We start from the raw sequence: 20,717 nt of genomic DNA on the forward strand, positions 1-20,717 counted from the left end.
GCGAGAGGGGGCGCTGTGTTGTCGGGCTATGGGTACTGGCGGCGGGGGTCGAGGCCCATCGAGAGCAGACCACCCCCGCCAGTGGGCTCCGGGTCGGGCGCACCATCCTGCCGGCACACCCGCGCGTACTCGTCGTAGGACGGGGTCTGCCACGAATACCCCTCCGGGCAGGACGCTCCGGCCGGGCCGGGTGGTCCCTGCTCGCCGGTGGCGCCCTTCTCGCCACGCTCACCTTGGACTCCAGCCGGGCCCGTGAGCCCGACCGCCCCCGGCGCGCCACTCGGCCCGGTCACTGTGTCGCCCGGCTCACCCTTCTCACCCGGCGTCCCCGGCGAGGGGGTGATGGTGGGCGCCGGTTTCCCAGGGTCTCCCTTGTCGCCCTTCGCCCCGGGGATCGGGATCGGGACGGGCACCTCAGCCCGATCGTCCAGGTCCTCCACAGCTTTACTCGGATCCGGTGCCTGCGGAGTTCCGCCCTCGGACTGGACCTGCGCGCGCAGCACGCGCACATCCCCGGCGAGCGTCGACACGGCGGTGCCCCGCTTGTCCGCTTCGTCGGCCAACTGGCTGTACCAGGACCAGCCGATGACAGCCATGCCGGAGAGCACGAGGAGCCAGCAGACGACGGCGATACCCCGCCAGTGTCCGGCGAGTGCCCGCTCTGTACGGGTCACGGTTGTCCTCCGGGTGGGATGAGTGCGCGGAGCCGGGCAATCTCCGCTTGGTCAGCAGCCCGGAGCTCGGCCTGTTCAGCGAGCCGGGTGTTCAGCTCGGTCACCTTCTGATCGAGCCGCTCGCGTTCTTTTTGCAGGGTGCCAGTGAGCGAGCTGTAGCCGGTGAGGGCGGTCTCACCCCTCTTGCCGAGGTACGCCACCAACGCCGCGGCGACCGCGCCCACGCCCACAAGCAGGCTGCCGAGGGTGGTGGCGTCCAAGGTGGTTGCTCCCTACTGGGCGCGGGGTCCGCTGGTGTAGGCGGTGACCGGCGGGAGCGCGCCACCGGTGTCGGGGTAGGCCGGCGGCCGCGCCCAGCCGAGGAGGAACCCGGCCGCCTTCTGCAGGGCGGTGCCGCGCAGCTTGGTGCCGAGGAACTCGAGCAGGCGGAACGCCAGGTAGTAGGCCAGGACGATGGCGATCGTCACCGCGCTGGTGACCTTCTCGGAGTCGATCTCGACTCCGGCCTGGACGGCGAGGCTGAGTAGCCATCCGGCGATGAGCGGGATGAGCGTACGCATGATCGAGGGGAACAGAGAGGCAGGCATAGCCAGCCCCCTTCCTGTGGAGTGGAGTGGAGTTGCCGCGGCGCCAGGTCGACGGCGGTGTCAGGCGACGATGGTGAACAGGCCGCTCTGGGAGCCGAGCTTGGTGAGTGACTTCGTGCCGGGGATGCCGTTGGCGTCGTCGCCGGTGTAGCCGAGGTGGCGCTGCCACTTGGCGTAGGCGGCGATGGTCTTCGAGCCGAAGGAGCCGTCGCCCGCGTAGGTCTTGGCGAGGTAGCCGAGCTTGACCAGGGCGGCCTCGGTGAGGTTCGTGCCCGTCATGTACGTGACGTGGCCCTGCTTCGCCCGGGGGTCGGTCCTGGCCGCTGTGATGAGGAGGGAGAGGTCGACGCGCGGCTTCGACGGCTTGGGCGGTTCCGGGATCCAGCCTCCGTCGGGCTCCGTTGCCAGCTGCTTCCTCACATCGGCGCGGAAGTCGTCCATGTCGAAGCTGGGGTCGATCTTGCCGGGCTGGACCTCCTTGTGCCCGGCGATCGACTTCTCGGACCAGCCGTGGGCCCGGCACAGGGCAGCGGCCCACAGGACCGCGTTGCGGTACTGCGCGTCCGGATAGGGGTCCTTGCCGTTGCCGCGGTTCTCGATCTCCAGGCCGTACAGCGCGTCATTGCCGTCGGCATTGGCCTGGTTGTCCTTCGGTAGCGGGGAGTCCTCGTCGTGAAGTGCCTTGAGGACGTCGAGGTCGACGGACCCGGCATGGTTCGCGCGGCCGGCACTCAGCAGCCACAAGCCATCGGTCTTGCCCAGCCAGGCGTGGCACAGCGGGCCGGGTAGGTCGGACCTGCCTTTGAAGCAGAGCTCCCTGTCGTCGTGCCCCGCCGTGTGGTGGATCAGCACACCGACCACGGGCCCGAACTTCTTACCCGTCGCCGCATCCCGGCTGTGAGTCTTCCAGCCCGCGTGCTCGCGAACAGTGAGGCCTTCGGCCTCGAGCGCGGCGAGGGTCTCAAAGGCGGTCAGAGGTGTCGCCATCACACACGCTCCGGCCAGGACCAGGTGCCCGGCCCGTCGCCCTGCGGGATCGCGTGCTCGGTGTACGAGCCCTGCGCCCCGGGGGTCATGACGTGCAGGTGCACGGTGGTGTCGGCGTCGAGCGGCGGCACGTCGCCGCGCTCGAGGCCTATCGGGTCGAGGGTGTCGCGGGTTGCGGTGACGACGGCGGGCAACGGGTAGCCGCGGGTCTTGGCTCGGTAGATGACGATCCGTCCGACGGACGGCGCGGGCTGCTCGGTCATTGAGACTCCAGACATGACGAAGGCCCCGGCCAACGGCGCGGGGCGGGCGGAACGGGGCAGGTCAGGTGGCGGTTTCCTGGATGAAGGTCATGCGGAGCTGATGGGTCGCGGCGAGAGTGACCGGGACGGTCGGGCCCATCCACGCGAGGCGCGTGTCGGTGGACGTAGTGGAGAAGAACGGCGAGAGGGTGCTACCGCCCGAGCCGAGGACGACGTGTCCGGCCCACCGGCTGCCCGCGAGCAGCTGCGCCGCCCCGATGAGGCTGGCGCCTGACGCTGCCCCGGCAGCCGGGAGGGTGAAGGAGTAGTCGCCGGCGCCGTAGGTGGTGGTGGAGCCCATGGTGACGTTGATGTGGCCGAGGACGGTACGGCCGATCTTCATGTACCGGCCGAGGATGACGCCGTTGCCGATGACGGGGTTGGTGGTGGCTGCGGTCCACACCGGGGTGTACGACGTCCACGCCGCGAACATCGAGTTGAACTGGTCGCGGATCTCGGTGTTCATGATGGCAGCGGGGACGACCTCGCCCACCGCCCAGGTGCGCGGTGCGAACGTCATACCGGCTCACTCAGCGGACCAGGGTCGGGCGCAGGCTCGGCCTGCCAGTCCGGGTTGTTGGGATCCAGGGGGTTCCACCAATTCCGCAGGTGCGGCTGCGGGATGGTGAGCAGCTCCGCCTCGATCACCGCGGTCTCCTCGGCGGTGGGGACGACCAGGGTGGCCCAGCCGTACCCGCACTGGGTGCAGCCCCAGCGCGGGTCGACCAGGGAGACGATCGCGGCGGATCCGCACACGCAGTCGGCCAGCCACCGGTTCTGGTTGACGCGGGCGTAGACGGGCGGCACGCCGTCGAGGGTGCCCTCGGGCAGGGGGACGCGGCGCCCCATGCGCTCTTCGATCCAGCGGTAGATCAGCTCGGCGCCAGGGACGTCCGCCCAGGCGTCCTGGGGGAGCCGGGGCGGGGGCAGGTAGTACGTCTCGGCGCGCACGACGGCGATGGCCACGATGCTCCTTCAGTAGGCGAGGCGGGTGGTGGAGTCGAGGACGGAGTAGACGGCGTCATCGAGGACCCACACCGAGTCGGTCGCGGACGCCGAGGTGTGGAACCCGATCAGGTGCGACTTCTCTTTCAGCGTCTCGGTGTAGCCCTCGACGGTGACGCGCATGCTGGACGCCGGGGCCTGAGAGGGCAGGTTGAAGACGGTGAAGTACGAGCTGATCTCCGCGTCGAGGATGTCCAGGAAGTTGGGCATCGTGTAGGCCTCGATGGCGACCTCGCGCAGTTCCGGGGCCGGGGCGGCGTAGCGGGACACGAGCCAGGCCGCCGCGTCCAGGACCGAGTTGTCGGAGGTTTTTAGCAGGCTGAGCGTGCCGCCGGCAGGAGGGTAGGTGCCGAACGCCAGGATGGATTCGGGCGCGGTCACCCGCTGTGTCGCGCCGCCCGGCCGGCTCGCCTCAACGAAGTTGATCTTCTTCTGGTCGTCGGCCGCGAGCTTGGTGCCGGGTTCGAGATCGGCGTAGTCGATGGTGAACGTCTCGGACGCCGGGTCGGGGTTGTAGCGCACATCGCGGGACTGGTACGCGAGCCCGAACCAGTCGCGTTCGGCAAACAGCTTGCCACTCTCGGTGGATTCGACCTCCCGCATGCGGGCCACGACCCCGGATCCGCCGGGTCCCTGAGAGTCGATCGGGTCGTGGGTGCTGCCCCAGACGGTGACGGACAGCAGACCCGCGTACTGGGCAAACCGCTCGATCCGGATGTCCGCGGCCTCGCCCGCGTGCCCGTTCGCGCCCGCGTCGTAGTGGGTGGCCAGCGCGGATCCGATCGAGACGCCCGCCGCGTAGACGGCGACGTGGGCCAGGGCGCCATTCCACAGGCGGGTGCCGCGGTAGCCGCCTATGTGCAGGAAGCGCTGGTCGGATCCCGGGGTGGGGGCGAGGACGGAGTCGACGTTGACGCCGTCGACCCAGAAGGTGCCGAAGTGCTGGTCGTAGACGAGGTGGTGCCAGTTGTCGTCGGCCAGGCCGCTTGTGCCGCCGACGGTCTCCACGGTGAGGGAGCTCGCGCCGGTGTCTGTCCACTCGATCTGCAGGGCGCCGCCGGCCGACAGGGACAGCACGTGCACGTACTGCAGGTCGGGCGAGTACAGGCCGAGGATCGCCCGGCCGGTCGTGGCGGTCTTGAACCAGGCCTCCAACGCGGGCCGGTTGGCGGTCAGCCGGTCCTGAGCCGCCGAGCCCAGGTCGACCGTCAGGTACTTCCCAGCCGTCGCCGTCGACGGGGTGAACAGGGGGGTGCTGTCGCCAGTGGCGGTCGGACCCTCGGCGGTGGCCATGGTGAGCGTGCCGCCCGCTCCGGCCTGAGTGATGGCCATCGAGGACAGGCCGTTGCCGGACAGGTCGCCGGCACTGATCGAGTCGGCGGGCTCGGTCAGCGGGTAGTACGCCACCGGGCCGCGCTCGATGATCTCCTCGGCCACCATGGAGCGCAGGACGGGCAGCTTGTTGAGGCGCTTGAACAGATCGGTGCACGAGATCGTGACCTTGGAGACCAGACCTTCCCAGTCGACGGGCCACTCGTTGACCATCCCGTAGAAGCGGGGCCGGACCTCGGCGCCGACCAGGTCCCATTCCACGAAGTCGTTGGTGCCGCCCGTGCGGGTGGTGGGGAACTCAACGGCCAGCGTCTGCGAGGTCACCCAGGCCGGTGTGGCGAGCGAGCGGCGCACCGTCCAGCCGAAGCCGTCACCGCTGCTCTCCCAGTAGACGGTGCCGCCGGACTCCCTCACCCGCAGCCACACATGGTTGATGGCGGAGTACGTGAAGCCGACGGCAGTGCCGTCGAAGAACCCGGTCTGCGTCTCCGCGCTGATCACGCCGGTGACCGCGTTGTACCGCCAGCCGAGCCGCGTCCCGCCCGTGGTCGAGTTGACCCACATCGAGGCGAGCGCAGCTGAGGAGCCGTTGGCCCCAGGAAGAGTGACCAGCTTCGCCGTCAGCTTCGATCCGGCCAGCGCCCATTCACGCACGGTCTGGAACCCGGCAGTCGAGACCGTAGTGACGGGGACGCGCATGCGTCCGCCGGTCTCGCTCGCACCGCCGAAGGGCGTGCTCCACAAGGTGGTGTTCACGCGGTTGTCGTCGAAGTCGTCGCCGAGCATCGCGGTCGGGTAGGGCGACGATCCGGACCGCGCAGGGATGACGGCCTGCGAGACCCGGATCGGCGCGTTCTCCCGCACGAACGGCCACCATGGCGATGCGGAGTTACCCGGAGTCAGCCACCCATCCTGATTGTCCAGGGACAGCGTCGCCGTTCCGGGCTGCGTCTCCGACAACTCGTCCGCGGCGCCCCGGTTGATGACCACACCGCGCACCTGGTCAACGCGCTGCGTGATGTCCGTCCAGGTGATGGTGGTGGGCGCCTGGACCAGGCCGCCCCACCCCACCTCCACAAGCAGCGTCATCCCGTCACCTCCCCGGCTGCAAGACCACCGTCGCGCCCTGCGCGCGGCCGAGCTGGACCAGGACCCGCTGGAGCTCGCGGCCGACCGCGACGGGATCCATCGCCTGCTCCACGACGACGCTGACGTGGTAGACCACGCCGCCGCCGCCCGTACCTCCCACTGCCGCCCGGCCCGCGACAGCGCCGACGCCGGCCACACCCGTCATCCGGCCGGCGACGATGTTCATGGCGCTGTCGATGTAGGGCAGTCCCTGGAGGACGCCGACCCCGATACCGCGTGCGGTGTTGATCCCGTCGGGGATCAGCTTCCTGGCGGGTGAGTTGATGCCGAGGGCTTTGCGCAGGGCCTTCTGCATCCCCTTGGCGATCTTCACCATGAGGTCCTCGATGGCGTCCTGCTGGGACTCCAGCCCCTTCAGGAAGCCCTTCGAGGCGTTCTTCCCCGAGTCGTACAACGCGTCGGCGCCGGCCTCGCCCAACTTGGTCGTCGACTTGTCCAGCGTCGACTGAATGACGTTGATCGAGTTGAACGTCATCTTGTCCGCACCGACCAGCGCCGAGGCGTAGGCGTACCCGGCCTCGGGGCCCATGTTGAGGATCTGCCGCAGCAAGGACTTGTTGAGGCCCTTCTTCGCGAGGATGCCGATGTAGCTCGTGAACGTTTTGATCTGCGCCAGCTTCGCCGCGAGCCCCGCCTTGATGCCGCCCGCGGTCACCTGCTCGGGCTCCATGCCCAGGTTGGACAGGCCCGCGCCCTGGCGGGCGTTGGTGCTGAGCTCCCGCTTGTATCCCTTCGCTTCGGCGATTTTCGCGGCGACGGCGTCGCGCTTCGTCGCGGCCGCAAGGAGCTTGTTGGTCTGCGCGTTGACGTAGGCGAGGAGGCTGGATTCCTTGCGCCCGCTGAACGCGGTTTTGATGTCCTTCGCGAGGTCGGCCGCCACCGATTTGATCTTGTCGCGGGATCCGGTCAGGCCGACGACCAGGCCCTTGCCTGTGTCCGCCGCCAAGGCCTTCGTCTTCTTGGACGGGCTCGCGATCTCCAGCTCTTCCCGGATCCCGGCCTCGACACCCGAGGCCATCTTCCGGGCGGCCGCCACCACCAGGCCGGTGCTGCCCGTCATGCCGTCGGCCAGCCCGCGAGCAGCATCCGCGCCGGCCCCGGACATTGCGCTGCCACCACCGCGGCCGCCGAGCAGGGAGCCGACGCCGGCCTTGCCGTCGTTGATCGCGCGCAGCAGCGGCAGATTCCGCGCCGTCTGCTTCGCGTTGACCACGAACTCCTTGGCGCTCAGCCAAGGTGCGAACACGGAGTCGGACGTGCCGGTGCCTGGTCCTTCGACCAGACCGCCGACGGAGTAGCCCTTGCCCCGGTGAGCGAACCCGCTCCCCGTGAACAGCCCGCCGGTCGCACCGGTGATGTCGTGCTGCGAGCGACCGGACAGGTAGTTCGTCTGGTACTCGGTGATGATCCGCGTGGTCTTCTTGGTGAAGATGGTGATGCTCTTGTCGTGCAGGGCCGCGACCGCGGCGCCCACGTTCTTCACCCCGGACAGCGCCGCGCCGGTCTTGGCCGACACCGTCACGCTGCCATCCGGCAGCCGCTTCACCTTGAGGCCGAAGCCTTCGAGGATCTGCTCGGCGCCCTTCGACAGCGTCGACAGCGTCACCGACTTCGCGCCCGGCGCCCCCTTCACCTTCGCGTTGAAGGCTTCCAGGTCTGCGGTCGCGTCCTCGGCCGACATATCGACCCGGACCTTCGCGTCCGGGATCTTCAGCAGCTGGTCGGCGAGGCTGGACGCCTCGGTACGGCTGAGCCCCATCGCGCGGGCGGACTCGATGAACGCCGTCCGGCCCCGCTTGTAGATCCCGTTGACGGTCTCCCAGCTCGCCCCCGACTCGCGAGCACTCGCGCTCGCTTCGTCCGTCTTCCCGGCCAGGTCGCTCAGCGCAGTCGCCGCGGTGCGTGCCTTCTCCGAGTTGAGGTTGAGCTTGCCGCCGGACATGTCGAGCGCGCCGGCGTTCTCCTTCGCAGCCTTCGCCGCGGAGTCGATGCTCGCCTCGAAACCGATCATCCCGCCGAGGCCCTGGCGCTGTACGTCGTTGAGCTTCTGGAGGCTCTGCCTCAGCCCGTCCGCGCTCTTCGTCTGCGCGGCCAGCTTGGCTGCGACGGCCTGCGACTGTGCGCCGAACAGGCCCATGCTGTCGGCGGAGAGCTGCTGCTCGAACTTGGCGTCGGCGATCGCCGCCTTGTAGTCGCCGAGTTTGTTCGTGAACTCCTTGGTGTCGCGGCCGCCCTTGCCGTACTCGGCCGTCAGCCGCTTCAGTGCGGCGGCGGCCAGGTCCGACTGCCCGCCCTTCACCATCCCGGCGAGGGCGTCGTCGACCGCGCCGATGTTCTCCGTCGCTTCCTTGACCGGGGTCGAGTCCCAGCCCGTCCAGCCGACGAGGAACTGCTGCACCTTGTCTGTGGTGGTCGGGTCGGTCAGGGAACGGACCTTGCCGTACAGGCCGTCGAGGTCGGTACCGAAATGCTTCGAGGCCTCGCCGGTGACCTTGCCGGTGGTGCCGAGCTCGCGCAGCGACGACGTCAACTTGTCGACGTCCGGCGGCGCCTGGCGCCCGCGCTGCGACAGCTCCGACAGGGCGATGAGCAGCAGCCCGATGCCCGTGCCTGCGATCGCGACTTTGGCAGTGCGGGACAGAGCCATGATGCTGGCGCGCACCGCGGCCAGGGTGCCGGGCGTGGCCGCGGCCGCCGTGCGCATCGCGACCAGCTGCGCCCCGAACATCGCGATCGCGGTGCGGCCGGCTGCCATGCCGAGCGCGGCCGCCTTTGTGAGCTTCATCGCGATGGCCAGTTGCAGGAACATCGCGATGGCCTCGGGCGGTACAGCCGACACCAGACGGGCCGCGACCTCGACCACCTGGAGCAGGCCGACACCGACGCCGCTCGCCCCGTCGAGGACATGGATCAGAGCGGTGGCCACGGAGTTGAGGACGCTCGCCACGGTGGGCCCCTGCGCCCGCGCCCACGTCATGAACTCGGAGGCCTTGCCCCCGACTTGACCCGTGTTGCTGACGCGGAGCAGGTGGACGAGCTGGTCGTTCACCCCTCGCAGCGTCTTCTGCGTGAACGTTGTGAACTGGCTGTTCAGGCGTTCCAGGCCGGGGGACTCCATCTCCCCGCCGATGATCGTCATGAAACGATCGGTCTCGGCACCCGTCGCCCGGACCAGCCCCGTTGTCTTGGGCAGCAGCCCGTTGAGGATGGCGATGCCCTTGGTGACGGTGGGCACCGTGTCGCCGGCCAGAGAGTCGGACCACTGCTTGTAGGAGTCCTTCAGCAGGCCGAGCGCTGCGGCTGCTTCCCGGGTCTCCGGCGGCAGCTTGGACACCGACTCCACATAGGCGGTGTGGGCGGCGACCGCCTCCTGGGACCGGGCGCCGCTCTTGGCGACCGCGTCCTCCCACTCCTTCTCGGCCTCGGCCGCGTCCGAGAGTGCGCCGATCTGTGGGACGAGGGCCGCGGTCATCGCCAGCGTGGCCACGGCGACGGTGCCTGCGCCGGCTGCGATCGGCGCCAGCGAGGCTGCCGCCGGGATCGCTGCCGGGGCAAGGAGCTTGGTGACTTTGCCGAGTTCCTCGAGGGCTTTGCCGCCGGCGCTCGTGTCCCGGCGCAGTCCGGCCATGCGGTCCTGCGTGTTCCGGGTGAACGTACGGACGTTGCGGTCCGCGTCCATGCTCGCGGCGTGCATGCGGCGGGCCATGCGGGTGGCCGCATCCCCCACGTCGTCGAACACGTCGGACAGTGCGTCACGCCCGGTCAGCAGGAACGACATCGAGGGCACGGCTATCCCCCTGACTGTGCTGCTTGCTGCGTGGCCTGATGCCGGTCGATCCAGGCGGTCAGGTTGTAGAAGTCGCCGACGCGGAGGTCGTCGACCGCCTGCGGCGGGATGTGGAGGAGGTGCCCGAAGAGACCGAGGTAGGAGTCTCGGGCTCGGACGATGTCGGGCTCGGGCTCGGGTCCTCGCCCGTCTCCGGCTCCGCCGCTGTCTCCGGCTCGCTGCCCTGTTCGGGGGCCTCCGCTTTTGGGCTCGGCGCCTGCGCTGCCAGCAGCACACGGGCGTGCTCCGGATCGGCAGCGACATCATCGATGCGACTGTCGATGATCTTGTGGATCGTTTCCCACTCCAGATCGGAGTCCGACGCGGCGACGAAGGCGGTGATCCACCGCTCCATCTCCCCGTCGTCCATGCGGGAGGTCATCTCCAGCACCCCGGGGTCGAAGTCCCCCCACCTCAGGCTGGGTTCGGTGCGCTTCCTGATGACCCAGATGATGCCCCGCATGGCGTCGAGGTCGTCCTCGCCCAGCCCGGCGAGGATGGCCTGCCACTTCATGTCGACAGTGCGCTGCACGATCGACGCCTCCGACACCTTCAGGGTGCTGGCGTCGTAGTGCTGGGGCTCGCCGCCCTTGGGCGTGTAGACAACGATCACGTGGTGCTCCTACTCAAGGTGGCGGCGCACGTCGTCCAGGACGCGCTCGACTTCGCGGGTGATGCGCGGCTGGTGCGCGCGCAGGGTCTTGGTCCACCAGCCGGCGGGGGCGTTCTGCTGGCCCCAGCGCCTTCTGTTGCCGAACGTCGGGTGGCGCAGGCGGCCGTCGTCCAGGCGGGCAAGGACACCGTTGGTGATGCCGGACGGCAGCGCGCTGCGGTCGATCCAGACGCGGGCGCCCGGGTTGCCGGTGGTGCGCACGGAGATGCGGATGGCCTGGGCGATGTTCTCGCGCAGTGGGCGGGTCGTCGGCGACGGCCCGCCCCGCTTGCCCGCTTTGCGTCCGGCGGATGTGATGGTGAGGGTGCGGATGGACGTCTGCAGGTCGCTCTTCAGCGGCTCGGCGGCCCGCCGGATACGGCGCTGCATGCTGGCGCGGAGGTTCTCGTGACCGGCCCGGCGCAGCTTGGCCTGCAGCTCGAGCAGCTGGCCGGTGCCGATCACGCGAATGTTCTGCGGCACGGCAGGCTCACAGGGTGATGTCGGTCGAGATGATCTCGATCTTCGGCTGGTTGGTGCCGTCGAAGAGGCCCTCGTACTGGAAGGTCGGTTTCACGACGCCGAAGCCGTCGACGGCCGGAGGTCCCTCGTTGAGGCGGATCGCCGGGAGCGTGATGCGGAATGTTTCGAAGAACGTGGAAGCGATCAGCGGGCCCACGAACTCCCACACCATCGACGTTGCGCCGTCCGAAGTGTGCAGGTCATCGAGGGTGGTGGCGACGTAGTCCGACTCCAGGCTTCCCGAGATTTTGACCTGATCGTTCTCGATCGGTTCTTTCTTCAGGCCGGCCTGCCCGGCGTAGAACCGTTCGACATCCTGCGGCCGCTCGATCTTGCAGGACACCTTGCGGATGCCGTCGAGTGCCGCCTCCGTCCCGAAGCTGCCCGTTTTCAGCGCCATCTGCATGAAGTGGAACGGCGCCATGTTCGAGTACGAGGCCGTCGCCAGCGTCTGGGTCTCGTCGCAGTCCTTGCCGTCGATCTCGAAGCTGCCGGTGAGCATCTCGCCCACACCGCACGCGAACTCAGCCGACGTGATCTTGCAGCCGACGAACGTCTTGTCCGTCACCGTGCCGCTGGTCAACGGCACGCCCTTCTGGATCGTCAGGCTCTTGCCCGCCACGGTGGCCAGGGTGTGAGTCTGCAGGTACGCCGGGCCCGCGCCCTGCTGCACCGGTGTGACGGTCGTACCCATCAGGGCCTGGATCAGCAGACCCATGCCCTTGTTGGCGATCTCCAGGTCGATGGACCCGGCCGCCTCCTTGCGGGTCAGCACACGCCGGGACGACAGCGGCAGCAGACGGCCGGCCGCGATCCCTGCGGACTGCGCGGTCGTCTTCTTGAGGACCAAGCCCTCCTTGGTGAACTCGATGAATTTGCTGGGTGCGACGAACGTGCCGTAGGTGGACTCGGCGCTGATGCCGAGCTGGGCGCCGAGCCCGGATCCGATCGCCATGGATCAGCCCTCCGTCTTCTGCGGCGCCTTGGCCGCGGTCTTCTTCGGCGCCGGGAGCACCTCGCTCTTCGGCTCTTCGACGGACTCCCACGTGCCGGGCTGGCACACGTAGCCCTCGAACCGGGCGTCGGGCACCTCGACCACCTCGTCGGGCTGAACCTCCCGGCCGCCGAGCTCCGGCACCGTTACCGGCTCCGGGCCGATAAAGCGCACACGCGCCATCTCTTCCTCCTCCTTCAGATCCGGGCGTGGCAGGACACCGTGAAACCGAGAGCCACCCGTGCGCCCTGGTTGGTGTGGGACTGACGCAGTGCGCCGCCGGTGAGGTGCGCCCACTGAACGGTCCCGTTCAGGGTGGGCGCCTCACGGTTGAGGTCAGTGGCCCGCAGCCGCTCCTCGATGACACCGAGCAGCTCGAAGACGCGATCACGTGCGGTGGCGAAGACGGTGTCTCCGGACCAGACATCGATCCAGCCGGTGATCACGAAGTCCTCGTTGCGGTCCCGGGCGCCGGCCGAGCTGAACGTCTGCTGGAGCTCGGCCGCCTGGTCCGCCTCGGGATTCCAGCCGATCGCGATGACGTCCTGCATTGCCACGTCATCGGTCGGCGGACCGTCGATGACGTCCACGTTGTCGATCTTCGGAGTCTGCAGAATGGCGACGAGCTGGGTGATCGCCGCGGGTACGGCTGAGGTCTTCATTACGCGATCCCTGGCCCATCGTTGTCGGGGTTCATCAGCTGGACGGCCCGGTTGGGGATCGCGTAGCCCAGGCCCGGGATGGGCTCGGTGACGTCGTAGTCGTCCACTCCGCGCTGTGGCCTGCCCGGGCCCGCGAGGGTCCGCCATAGGTGCTGAAGGATCAGCTGCGATGCACCCAGGATGTTCGCCGGGATCACGATCCGTCCGGCCCTGTAGACCATGCGCACCGGGCCGTTGATGCACCCGCCGTCACGGCGGATGACGATCCCCAGGTCCCCGTCCAGGACGAGGTCGGCGACGTCGTACGTCACGCCACCTGCAAGCAGTGACGTCATGGAGACCAGCTCAAGCGCGGGGGTCTTGCGCAGGGCGATCGCGTTGGCCAGGCCTACGTAGTGGCCCTCGCTGACGGTCCGCACGACGACCGGTCCGACGAAGTACTCCACCGCTCTGGTGGTCGACTCGTTCCAGAAGCGGACCAGCGCGTCGTCATCACCGTCCCGCTTCTTCAGCAGGCCCTTCGCGTCGGCCAGGGGCAGCACCGTCGGAGGCGCCTCCTCACGGACATCGAGCGCATCCGTGTAGGCGTGCGCCGGACCGGTGAACACCCAGCGCACGGTGTGCCTGCCGGGCTGCTCGGTGACGTAGTCGGCCTGATAGACGCCGTCCGTGGCCGTCTCCGCCGCCGCCGGGCTGGCGGTGGTCCCGTCGGGCAGCGTGACTGTGACGGTCGCGGTCGCCGCGGTGGTGAGGGTGCCGCCGGGGTCCCGGCAGTCTGCGGTCAGGCGCGCGGTCGCGCCGAGGTCGTACGGCACCGCTCACCCCCTACCAGTCGCGCGTCTCGGGCTGCTCGCCGCGGCCGCCGCCACGAGAGTCATCAGCCGCCACCTCGGCGGCGTCCGGCTGGCTGCGGGGCGCCGGGTCACGCAGGCGCGCGGCCTCAATCACCGCATCGCGGTTCTTGCGGATACCGGCCCGGTTCTCGCCGGCGGCCTCCTCGTCCAGCACCCGAAGTGCCTCCTCTTCTCCGACGGTGTCGAGGTAGGCGAGGACCTCGCGGTTGCTGTGCTCGCTCGGGTCGAACGGCAGCTGCACCGGCACGAGGTTGTCTGCGTCCTGGACGCCGTCGCCGTCCGTGGCCGGTGGTTCCTCGGTGACGGCCGGGACCGTCAGATCGCTGTCCGGGTCTGCTGGCGCGGGCAGCGCGATGGTGACGACCCACTGGCCCCACGTCTCGTCCTCTCTGCCGGGCGGAGGATCGATCTCCTCGACCCCGGCTTCCAGGACCTCCAGCTCAAGCCCGTCGACGGTGACGACGCGGGGCATGGCCATCTCCCGGACCGGCTTGCCGGCGTCAGGCTCCTGGCCGTCGTCGGCGAGAACCGCGCGGTGGCCGTCCGCCCAGCTCGCGGCCTCCTTCGCACTGACCTCGACGACGTCGCCGGGCGCCCACGAGAAGTCGGACCCGGCGATCGCCTCGAGGACGCGGATCCGCGTCATCAGACGTGCACCACCGGCGCGTTGCGCGGGTTCGCCAGCAGCACCGACGCCCCGTAGATACCGCCCGACGTGGTACCCGACGCGGTCACGATCGCGCGCAGGTACCGCTTGGTGCCCTTGTAGCCGACGACGAACATCTTGTTGTCGTCGGCCGCCACGATCGACGGCTCGGTGCCCTGCAGCTCGGCGGCTGCCACCGACGTGAAGTTCGTGTTGTCGTCGGACTCCTGGACGTCGATGGCGTGCGTGCCGTCGGTGATCGTGCCGGTGTGCACGATGACCAGGGCGTCCTGGAATGCAGCCCCGCTGAGGTACCGGTCGACGCCGGTCCCGTTCGCCGAGGCGGTGCGGGCGACGATCGCCAGGGTCTCCCGCACGGTGACGTTGCTGTACGCGTCCCTCATGACGCGCTCCTCTCTGTGAATGCCGACGGGCCCAGGCGCGAAGTCCTGGGCCCGTGCGTGCGGTCGGTCAGCTGGCGGCGTGCTGGTAGAGGCGGATCGCGGACGAGTCCTGGATGCCGCCGTCCAGGCGGGCGAAGCCGAGGAAGCCGACCTGGAGGTACTCGGCGTACCGCTCGACCAGGCGCAGCGTCTGCACGGCCTGGACCTGGCGGATGACGTAGCCGGCCTTGAAGTCGCCGAACGCGATTGTCTTCGCGGAGGCGGCCGGGACGGGCATCGAGTTGTCGAGGGTGTACTCGAACCCGTTGATCGTGGACGGGAAACCGGGCGCGGGGATCGGCACCCACAGCGGACGGTTCTGGCTGTCCTTCAGCTTCCGGATCACCTTCAGCGTCGAGTCGTGCATCAGGTACCGGGCGCCCGCCCGGTACGCACTGTCGACGGAGTGCTCAAGGTCGATCAGGTCGTCGTAGATGACGGACGTGGTCTGACCGCCCGCCCCCTGCTTGCCGACCACCGCGCTGGTCGTCAGGCCCTCGGGCTGGTCGACGCCGGTACCCGTGGTCCACGCGCGGGCCGAGCGCCTGCCGATGCGCTCGCCGAGCTTCTTCGGCACCCACGTCTCCAGGCCGAACGCGGAGTCCTGCAGGAGGGACAGCGACAGCCGAACCTGCTTGGAGGAGAAGATGTGCGCCTTCAGCGTCTTCCCGCCGACCGTCAGGTCCTGCTCGCTGGCGGGCTGGTTCTCGCCGAGGATCTCGCCCTCGTTGCCGGTGTCGTCGTTCGTCGGCCACTTCAGGTCCGTGCCCGTCGATGTGGTGATGACGTCGGCCAGACCGAGCAGGCCGCCGAAGGCCTTCATCGTCTCGGTCATGATGTTGCGGAACTCGTCCGGGACGGTGAACCCGCCGGCGGTGTCGATGCCCGCGCCCATCGCGCGCAGGTCGACCTCGTGGTCCATCATCATGTTCCGCTGGTCCGGGGTGAGCCGGTCCATGCCGCCGCGCAGGTAGCGGCCGAACGCATCGCTGTACCGCTTGGCCTGCTCGTCCGCGTCACCGCCGCGGCGGCCCGCAGGCTCGCCGGTGGTGCTGACGATCTGGCTCCGGTCGATCTTGTCGAGCGCAGCCATCTTGTTGAGGCGCTCGATGTCTCCGGACACCTCGGTCAGCCGCTTCTCAGCGACGTCCCAGTTGGTGCGCTCCTCAGTCGTGAAGTCGCGCGCCTCGCGCTCGGCGAGGGCCTGGATGTCCTGCATCCGCTGCCAGGTGGTGTTCTGCTCTTCGATCAGCCTGTCGAGCTGTGCGGGCATGTCTGTCCTTCCCAGGCATGCGAGAAGCCCCGACCAGGGTGGTCAGGGCTTCGGGGTGAGTACGGGTTACGAGGAGCTGAGCTGCAGGCCGTAGCGTGCGGCCAGTCCCCTCATGCGGAGTGCGATCGCGTCCTGGTCGGTCCGAGTGGTCTCTGCCGGCTCGGTGCCGTCCGCGTCCGCGGATGCGGTCTCCGTGGTGCTGGTCTCGCGAGTGGACTCACCCGGCTCGCTGCCAACTGCCTTCAGCTCTGGTGCTTTCTGGCCGGCGTCCTTCAGATGCCGGGCCAGGTGCTTGTAGACCGCCTGGCGGTCTTCCTCCGCCAGGGTGGTGCCGCCGCGCGCCCCGTTCAGGACGCCGATCGCCGTGGTGCACGCGACCGTTGAGGCCGCGCCCACGTCGCCGTCCACACCCACGAAGTGGTGGATGAACCGGTATGCCGTCCTGGTGTTCGCGTCGCCGTCGGGGTCCACCCAGGCGTGCGCCTGCCGCAGCGCCGACTCCTCGGCCGGGAGGTCACCCGCGTTCGCTGGCCCGTCCCACGCCGCATCCGAGGTGTCGGTGGAGTGGACGGCCAGGCCGCCCCGCTCCTCGACGACCGCAGTCGCCCGGCTCACCGGCACCACATCCTCGGCGGCTTGGTCGCTCGAGGCGCTGCCGACCAGCTGCAGGAGGTCCCGCAACTCGGGGCGGAACTTGGCGCGCTGCTCGATCGCCGCCTGGTCGCCGCGGCTGACGAGCGCGCTCGCCACCGACGCGAGCTCCGCCTCCGTGTCCTCGTACGCAGGGAACGTCACCGCGGACACCTCGACCAGGCGGGCCTCGAGGATCCGCCGGACCTCGACGTCAACGGTCTGCCCGTCGGACGTCTCGACCTGCTCGAGCTGCCAGTCGTCCTTGACCACGTAGAAACCGAAGCTCATACCAGTGACGTTCTTGTTCCGAATGTTCGCCTTCAGGTCCGACACGTACGACAGGCCGGTGTCCAGCGCCGAGTCGACCGCCAGGCCCCGCGCATCCTCGGCCAGGGCCAGGCTGCCGGCGGACACCCGCGACACCACGTAGTAGCTGTCGTGGTCGACGAGCATCCGCGCATCGCCCTCGCTCAGGGTCTTCGTGAACGCGCCCGGTGCGATCTCCTCGTAGAAGCCCCAGCGCAGCGGATTGCCGATCGCCGTGCGGGAGTTGAACACCGCGGCGTACCCGGCGAACCGCTCCCCGCTGTCGTCGCCCTCGGCTGCCCGGATCGCGACGTCTGCCGTGGACAGCGGCAGGTGACGGCGTTCCTCCGCCGTTGTCCTCGTCAGAGTCCTCATGTGCCCTCCTCGGCATCGTCGGGGGTGTCCATCAGGCGCTTCGCCTCAGCGATCAGCGCAGCCGCCCGGGCACGATTCGAGCCCGCGGCCGGCTGCTCGCCGTCTGGCGCGAGCGGGTTGGAGCCGAGCGGCGCCATGTACATGGGCTGCAGGTAGACGTCCCCGCCCTTGCCCTCAGGCAGCGGCGGCATCTCCTCGAGCGCACGCACGTCGTCCGCGCTGTACGCACCGACGTCCCGCATCGCCCGGTAGAACGTGGCCCTCGCCGCGCTGTCACCGCGCAGCAGGCCGGCCATCTGATAGTTCGCGTACAGCTCTGGCGGCAGCAGCTCCTTGGTGATCCGCTGTTCCGTCGGCGTCAGCCACGTGGGGTTGAGATCGAAAGTGACCCAGCCCTGCGCCTGCTGCTCCAGGCCCGTGCCCCACGAAGTGCTCTTCTCTGTGCTCATCAGGAGGAAGGGCGGGACACCGAACATCCTGGCGAGCTCGGTGACTTGGAACTGCCGGGACTCGAGGAACTGGGCGTCGACGTTCGGCATCGCCACCGGCTGGAACGACGCGCCGGAGTCCAGCACCGCCACCTCATGCGAGTTGCGGACCCCGGACATCTTGGCGTTCCAGCGAGCCTTCAGCCGGGCGGCCTGGTCCTGGTCGAGCTTCTGCTCGGTCTGCAGGATGCCGCCGATCATGTTGCCCGACCCGAACAGCCGGGCCGCACTCAGCTCCGCGGCCTGCGCCAGGCCGATGCCCTGAGCCGCAAGCCGTACTGGCGAGCAGCCGTTCAAGCCGTCGTACCCCAGGCCCGGGATGTGCATGATGTCGTACGGCGTCTTGCGGTGCGTCACACCCCAGTCGTCCGTGGCCCAGAAGATCTTGCCCGTCGGGTTCGCCTCGTCCGGCTTCTCCCGCACCACCTGCACGCGCTCCGAGGAGATCGGCCACAGCTCCCGGATCTGCTTCGCCCCATCGCGCACCTTCTGGATATAGGCATCGCCCCACAACACCCGGTACAGGTACGCGAAGCGCCACAACTCCACGGGCGTCAAGTCCGGGTGCGGATTCCTCAGCAGCTCGAACGGCGCCCTCTCCCGGGTCCCCTCCTTGTACGTCGGCAGCGGCAGCGCCGACGACACCCCCGCGATCAGCGAGACCGCCCGCCACACCGGCGACGCACGCAACGCCGTGGTCTCGGATACCGACACCCCGGCGTCCGACTGCGCCCCGCCGAGGTAGTCCAGCAGCGACGAGGAGGTGAGCGGCTGTGCCGGGCTCTCCAGCCCCCGCCTGGTCCGTCCGTCGAACAGGCCGAACAGTCCCGTCACTGCCGCTCACCTCCCGCCGCTTCCCCACCGCGCCGCACCCCAGCGGCACGCCAGTCAGCCAGCGCGCGCTCGCACGCCAGCACACCCAGCAGCCCGCCCACCACCAGCGCCACGGGCACACTCCAGAGCCCCAGCCCTGCGACGATGACCAGGACGAACACCGTCTCGAGGACCACCAGCCACGGCACTTGGACGCCGCCCTGGTCGCTGGTCTCCTCTTCCGTCTCGTCCTTGTTCACCACAGGTTCGGCGCCCCTTCCGGCTCCACGTCGTGGTACTGCTCCCAGCCCCACAGCGCGTACGTCGCTGACACCAGCGGGCTCACATCGGTCCCCTCACTACGCCGGGTCCACGCCCAGGCATCGCCCAGGTCCCGCTTCTTCGCGCCCGCTACAGCGCTGGTCAGAGGCGCGTTGTTCAGGTGACGCAGGCTGCCGTCCTGCGTGCGGTCGTAGAACTGACCGCAGGCCTGGGCCAGTTCCCGCACCTTCGGCGCTACGACCAGGTGGTCACGCCCCTCGCCGCTGCCCACCGGATGCTCACCGGCGAGCCTCTTCCGCAGCTCGCTCGCCAGAGATCCGGCCGGCCCGCCCTCGTCGACCACCCACACGCACGGCTTCCACTTCACGTCCCGCTCGGCAGCCCACTCGATCACCCAGTCCGTACCGGGCCGGTGCGCGACCACCTCGACGTGCCGCCCCTCGCCAGCCGCGCCGGCCACGCTGATGGCCGTCCACGTCCGCTCAGGGTTCGTGTCGATGGAGAACGCCACCGGGTCCTCGAGCTCCGAACGCGGAGCGGCCAAGCCCCTCCACGTCGCCTCGTCAATGACCTGCCAGCTGTCCTCCGCCACCGCCGGGTACTCACCCACACCCAGCCGCTCACGGTCGAACAGATCGGCGCGCATCGTGGCTATCTCGCGCTGTACGGCCTGCACGCGGATCCGGATTCCCAGCGCCGGATTCGAACGCAGCCACGCCCTCACGTCATCACGGTGATCGTGCTCGTCACACACAATCCGTCCGCTGTCATCCCGAGGGCACTCCCGCACGTGCGGCACGATCGACCACTCCAGATACGTCAGCGACTCATCCGGCTCCGGCGTCTCCGCCAGCGCCCGGGCCCGCAGCGTCCCCAGCTGCTCGCTCTCCTCGCCGATACCGGCGGAGCACGTGTACACGATCTGCGGGTTGCGCCGCGCCGACATGACCGGCAGCAGCGCACCGATGGGTGCCGCCCTCAGGCTCATCGCCTCGTCCATGACCAGCAGGTCACTGGAGAAGCCGCGCCCGGAGCCGCCCGTGCGCGCGAGAAACAGGATGCGGGCGCCGTTGTGGAACTCGAAGCCCTCTTCACCGTGGGACCGCAGGACGCGCTTCACGCGGCGACTCAGCGCGTACGAGCCCGCGATCATCTGGTCCAGCCGGCGGAAGGACTCCCGCGCGGTCTTGAACTCGTGCGCCGTGTGGATGACCAGCTTGTCGCCGAACAGCATCACGCCGGCGACCTGCCTGGCCTCGAGGAAGCCGCCCTTGCCGTTCTGCCGCGTCACGTTCTGGACGACCTCGAACGACGTCCACAGGCCCTCGCGGTCCTCGGCGAGGCTGTGGTGCAGGCCCAGTTGCTGCCACCGGTCGAGCTTCAGGCCCGAGTCCTCGGCCAGCTCCACGGCCTCCTGGCCCGCCGGGGAGCGGAACCTGAGGGCCTCCTGGTCCTCGACGCCGCTCCACCGGCCCTTCTCGATCCGCCGGTAGTGCGGTGTCGAGATGATCCGCGGTGTCTGGCAGCCGATCGGGGAGTCGTCATCCCGTCGGACGGCGGGGGCGGCGAGCAGCGAGCTCATCGATCTTGTCCCCCCGCTCCTTCGGTGCGGCCAGGCCTCGCACTGTGTGCATGGCCTGGCGGAGCTCGCGCGCCGCTGCGGCGATCTCCTTGGGGTCCTGCGCCGAATCCATCACCTTGGCCAGCCGCATGGCGGCCGCGGCCGAGGCGTTCGAGTCGGGGGATACGTCCAGGTCAGTGAGTTCCGCGCGGGTGGCTTTGGTGACTGCGCCCGCTCGGAGGGAGCGCCGCTTCGGCCCGTCGTCCATGATCACCTCCGGCCGAAGGGCGTCACGGTGCGTGACGGGAGCGGCTGTCACGGAGTGTGAGGGGCGGGGTGATCATGGTCCGC

23 protein-coding genes are annotated in these 20,717 nt (G+C 69.3%); all 23 read right to left on the reverse strand.

Annotated features, from left to right (window positions below; translation table 11 throughout):
• Positions 1–26 precede the first annotated feature (26 nt).
• Positions 27–674: a collagen-like protein gene (locus OG246_RS15085; RefSeq protein ID WP_266461482.1), complete on the reverse strand. Its 648-nt coding sequence runs from the start codon at positions 672–674 to the stop codon at positions 27–29.
• The gene (locus OG246_RS15090) at positions 671–934 is read right to left on the reverse strand and encodes a hypothetical protein (RefSeq protein ID WP_266461484.1); all 264 of its coding nucleotides are present in this window, start codon (positions 932–934) and stop codon (positions 671–673) included. The genes OG246_RS15085 and OG246_RS15090 overlap by 4 nt, the downstream gene beginning before the upstream one ends.
• Before the next feature lie 12 nt (positions 935–946).
• Complete coding sequence (locus OG246_RS15095) at positions 947–1,261, reverse strand: hypothetical protein (protein WP_266461486.1); 315 nt, start codon at positions 1,259–1,261, stop codon at positions 947–949.
• Positions 1,262–1,321: 60 nt separating this feature from the next.
• Entirely contained in the window at positions 1,322–2,248 is a 927-nt protein-coding gene (locus OG246_RS15100; protein ID WP_266461488.1) for an N-acetylmuramoyl-L-alanine amidase, read from the reverse strand.
• A complete protein-coding gene (locus tag OG246_RS15105) occupies positions 2,248–2,511 on the reverse strand; it encodes a hypothetical protein (RefSeq protein ID WP_266461490.1) in 264 nt (87 codons plus the stop codon). Before OG246_RS15105 ends, OG246_RS15100 begins: the two co-directional genes overlap by 1 nt.
• Positions 2,512–2,572: 61 nt before the next feature.
• Positions 2,573–3,070 (reverse strand): hypothetical protein, encoded by a 498-nt coding sequence (locus OG246_RS15110; RefSeq protein ID WP_266461492.1) that lies wholly within the window; start codon positions 3,068–3,070, stop codon positions 2,573–2,575.
• Positions 3,067–3,516, reverse strand: a complete 450-nt coding sequence (locus OG246_RS15115; RefSeq protein WP_266461495.1) for a hypothetical protein — start codon at positions 3,514–3,516, stop codon at positions 3,067–3,069. Before OG246_RS15115 ends, OG246_RS15110 begins: the two co-directional genes overlap by 4 nt.
• Before the next feature lie 9 nt (positions 3,517–3,525).
• A complete protein-coding gene (locus OG246_RS15120) occupies positions 3,526–5,976 on the reverse strand; it encodes a hypothetical protein (protein WP_266461498.1) in 2,451 nt (816 codons plus the stop codon).
• 4 nt (positions 5,977–5,980) lie between these two features.
• Positions 5,981–9,814, reverse strand: coding sequence for a hypothetical protein (locus OG246_RS15125; RefSeq protein WP_266464216.1), 3,834 nt, complete (start codon positions 9,812–9,814; stop codon positions 5,981–5,983).
• 67 nt (positions 9,815–9,881) lie between these two features.
• Positions 9,882–10,475, reverse strand: coding sequence for a hypothetical protein (locus tag OG246_RS15130; RefSeq protein ID WP_266461501.1), 594 nt, complete (start codon positions 10,473–10,475; stop codon positions 9,882–9,884).
• Positions 10,476–10,484: 9 nt separating this feature from the next.
• A complete protein-coding gene (locus OG246_RS15135; protein WP_266461504.1) occupies positions 10,485–10,997 on the reverse strand; it encodes a hypothetical protein in 513 nt (170 codons plus the stop codon).
• Between the two features lie 7 nt (positions 10,998–11,004).
• Entirely contained in the window at positions 11,005–11,991 is a 987-nt protein-coding gene (locus OG246_RS15140) for a phage tail tube protein (protein WP_266461507.1), read from the reverse strand.
• A 3-nt stretch (positions 11,992–11,994) separates the two neighbouring features.
• Entirely contained in the window at positions 11,995–12,213 is a 219-nt protein-coding gene (locus OG246_RS15145; protein WP_266461509.1) for a hypothetical protein, read from the reverse strand.
• A gap of 14 nt (positions 12,214–12,227) precedes the next feature.
• Positions 12,228–12,692 (reverse strand): hypothetical protein, encoded by a 465-nt coding sequence (locus OG246_RS15150; protein WP_266461512.1) that lies wholly within the window; start codon positions 12,690–12,692, stop codon positions 12,228–12,230.
• Positions 12,692–13,507 carry a hypothetical protein gene (locus tag OG246_RS15155; protein WP_266461515.1) on the reverse strand — a complete coding sequence of 272 codons (816 nt, stop codon included), beginning with the start codon at positions 13,505–13,507 and terminating at the stop codon, positions 12,692–12,694. Before OG246_RS15155 ends, OG246_RS15150 begins: the two co-directional genes overlap by 1 nt.
• Positions 13,508–13,517: 10 nt before the next feature.
• Positions 13,518–14,192 carry a hypothetical protein gene (locus OG246_RS15160; RefSeq protein ID WP_266461518.1) on the reverse strand — a complete coding sequence of 225 codons (675 nt, stop codon included), beginning with the start codon at positions 14,190–14,192 and terminating at the stop codon, positions 13,518–13,520.
• On the reverse strand, positions 14,192–14,596 hold the full coding sequence (locus tag OG246_RS15165; protein WP_266461520.1) for a hypothetical protein: 405 nt from the start codon (positions 14,594–14,596) through the stop codon (positions 14,192–14,194). Before OG246_RS15165 ends, OG246_RS15160 begins: the two co-directional genes overlap by 1 nt.
• A 67-nt stretch (positions 14,597–14,663) precedes the next feature.
• Positions 14,664–15,908 carry a phage major capsid protein gene (locus OG246_RS15170; RefSeq protein ID WP_266461525.1) on the reverse strand — a complete coding sequence of 415 codons (1,245 nt, stop codon included), beginning with the start codon at positions 15,906–15,908 and terminating at the stop codon, positions 14,664–14,666.
• A gap of 66 nt (positions 15,909–15,974) precedes the next feature.
• A complete protein-coding gene (locus OG246_RS15175; protein WP_266461528.1) occupies positions 15,975–17,222 on the reverse strand; it encodes an HK97 family phage prohead protease in 1,248 nt (415 codons plus the stop codon).
• Positions 17,219–18,544, reverse strand: coding sequence for a phage portal protein (locus OG246_RS15180; protein ID WP_266461532.1), 1,326 nt, complete (start codon positions 18,542–18,544; stop codon positions 17,219–17,221). Before OG246_RS15180 ends, OG246_RS15175 begins: the two co-directional genes overlap by 4 nt.
• Positions 18,541–18,783, reverse strand: coding sequence for a hypothetical protein (locus OG246_RS15185; RefSeq protein ID WP_266461535.1), 243 nt, complete (start codon positions 18,781–18,783; stop codon positions 18,541–18,543). The genes OG246_RS15180 and OG246_RS15185 overlap by 4 nt, the downstream gene beginning before the upstream one ends.
• A complete protein-coding gene (locus tag OG246_RS15190; RefSeq protein WP_266461538.1) occupies positions 18,780–20,387 on the reverse strand; it encodes a terminase in 1,608 nt (535 codons plus the stop codon). The genes OG246_RS15185 and OG246_RS15190 overlap by 4 nt, the downstream gene beginning before the upstream one ends.
• Positions 20,347–20,634: a hypothetical protein gene (locus tag OG246_RS15195; RefSeq protein WP_266461541.1), complete on the reverse strand. Its 288-nt coding sequence runs from the start codon at positions 20,632–20,634 to the stop codon at positions 20,347–20,349. The genes OG246_RS15190 and OG246_RS15195 overlap by 41 nt, the downstream gene beginning before the upstream one ends.
• Positions 20,635–20,717 lie beyond the last annotated feature (83 nt).

Source organism: Streptomyces sp. NBC_00620, from assembly GCF_026341825.1.
Taxonomy (GTDB): Bacteria; Actinomycetota; Actinomycetes; order Streptomycetales; family Streptomycetaceae; genus Streptomyces.

Excerpts from the sequence above, each read along its gene's own strand:
- OG246_RS15150 (WP_266461512.1), bottom strand. The coding sequence starts at position 12,692 with ATGAAGACCTCAGCCGTACCCGCGGCGATCACCCAGCTCGTCGCCATT.
- OG246_RS15190 (WP_266461538.1), bottom strand. The coding sequence starts at position 20,387 with ATGAGCTCGCTGCTCGCCGCCCCCGCCGTCCGACGGGATGACGACTCC.
- OG246_RS15175 (WP_266461528.1), bottom strand. The coding sequence starts at position 17,222 with ATGAGGACTCTGACGAGGACAACGGCGGAGGAACGCCGTCACCTGCCG.
- OG246_RS15095 (WP_266461486.1), bottom strand. The coding sequence starts at position 1,261 with ATGCCTGCCTCTCTGTTCCCCTCGATCATGCGTACGCTCATCCCGCTC.
- OG246_RS15110 (WP_266461492.1), bottom strand. The coding sequence starts at position 3,070 with ATGACGTTCGCACCGCGCACCTGGGCGGTGGGCGAGGTCGTCCCCGCT.
- OG246_RS15170 (WP_266461525.1), bottom strand. The coding sequence starts at position 15,908 with ATGCCCGCACAGCTCGACAGGCTGATCGAAGAGCAGAACACCACCTGG.
- OG246_RS15145 (WP_266461509.1), bottom strand. The coding sequence starts at position 12,213 with ATGGCGCGTGTGCGCTTTATCGGCCCGGAGCCGGTAACGGTGCCGGAG.
- OG246_RS15195 (WP_266461541.1), bottom strand. The coding sequence starts at position 20,634 with ATGGACGACGGGCCGAAGCGGCGCTCCCTCCGAGCGGGCGCAGTCACC.
- OG246_RS15100 (WP_266461488.1), bottom strand. The coding sequence starts at position 2,248 with ATGGCGACACCTCTGACCGCCTTTGAGACCCTCGCCGCGCTCGAGGCC.
- OG246_RS15105 (WP_266461490.1), bottom strand. The coding sequence starts at position 2,511 with ATGACCGAGCAGCCCGCGCCGTCCGTCGGACGGATCGTCATCTACCGA.
- OG246_RS15140 (WP_266461507.1), bottom strand. The coding sequence starts at position 11,991 with ATGGCGATCGGATCCGGGCTCGGCGCCCAGCTCGGCATCAGCGCCGAG.
- OG246_RS15160 (WP_266461518.1), bottom strand. The coding sequence starts at position 14,192 with ATGACGCGGATCCGCGTCCTCGAGGCGATCGCCGGGTCCGACTTCTCG.
- OG246_RS15120 (WP_266461498.1), bottom strand. The coding sequence starts at position 5,976 with ATGACGCTGCTTGTGGAGGTGGGGTGGGGCGGCCTGGTCCAGGCGCCC.
- OG246_RS15125 (WP_266464216.1), bottom strand. The coding sequence starts at position 9,814 with ATGTCGTTCCTGCTGACCGGGCGTGACGCACTGTCCGACGTGTTCGAC.
- OG246_RS15165 (WP_266461520.1), bottom strand. The coding sequence starts at position 14,596 with ATGAGGGACGCGTACAGCAACGTCACCGTGCGGGAGACCCTGGCGATC.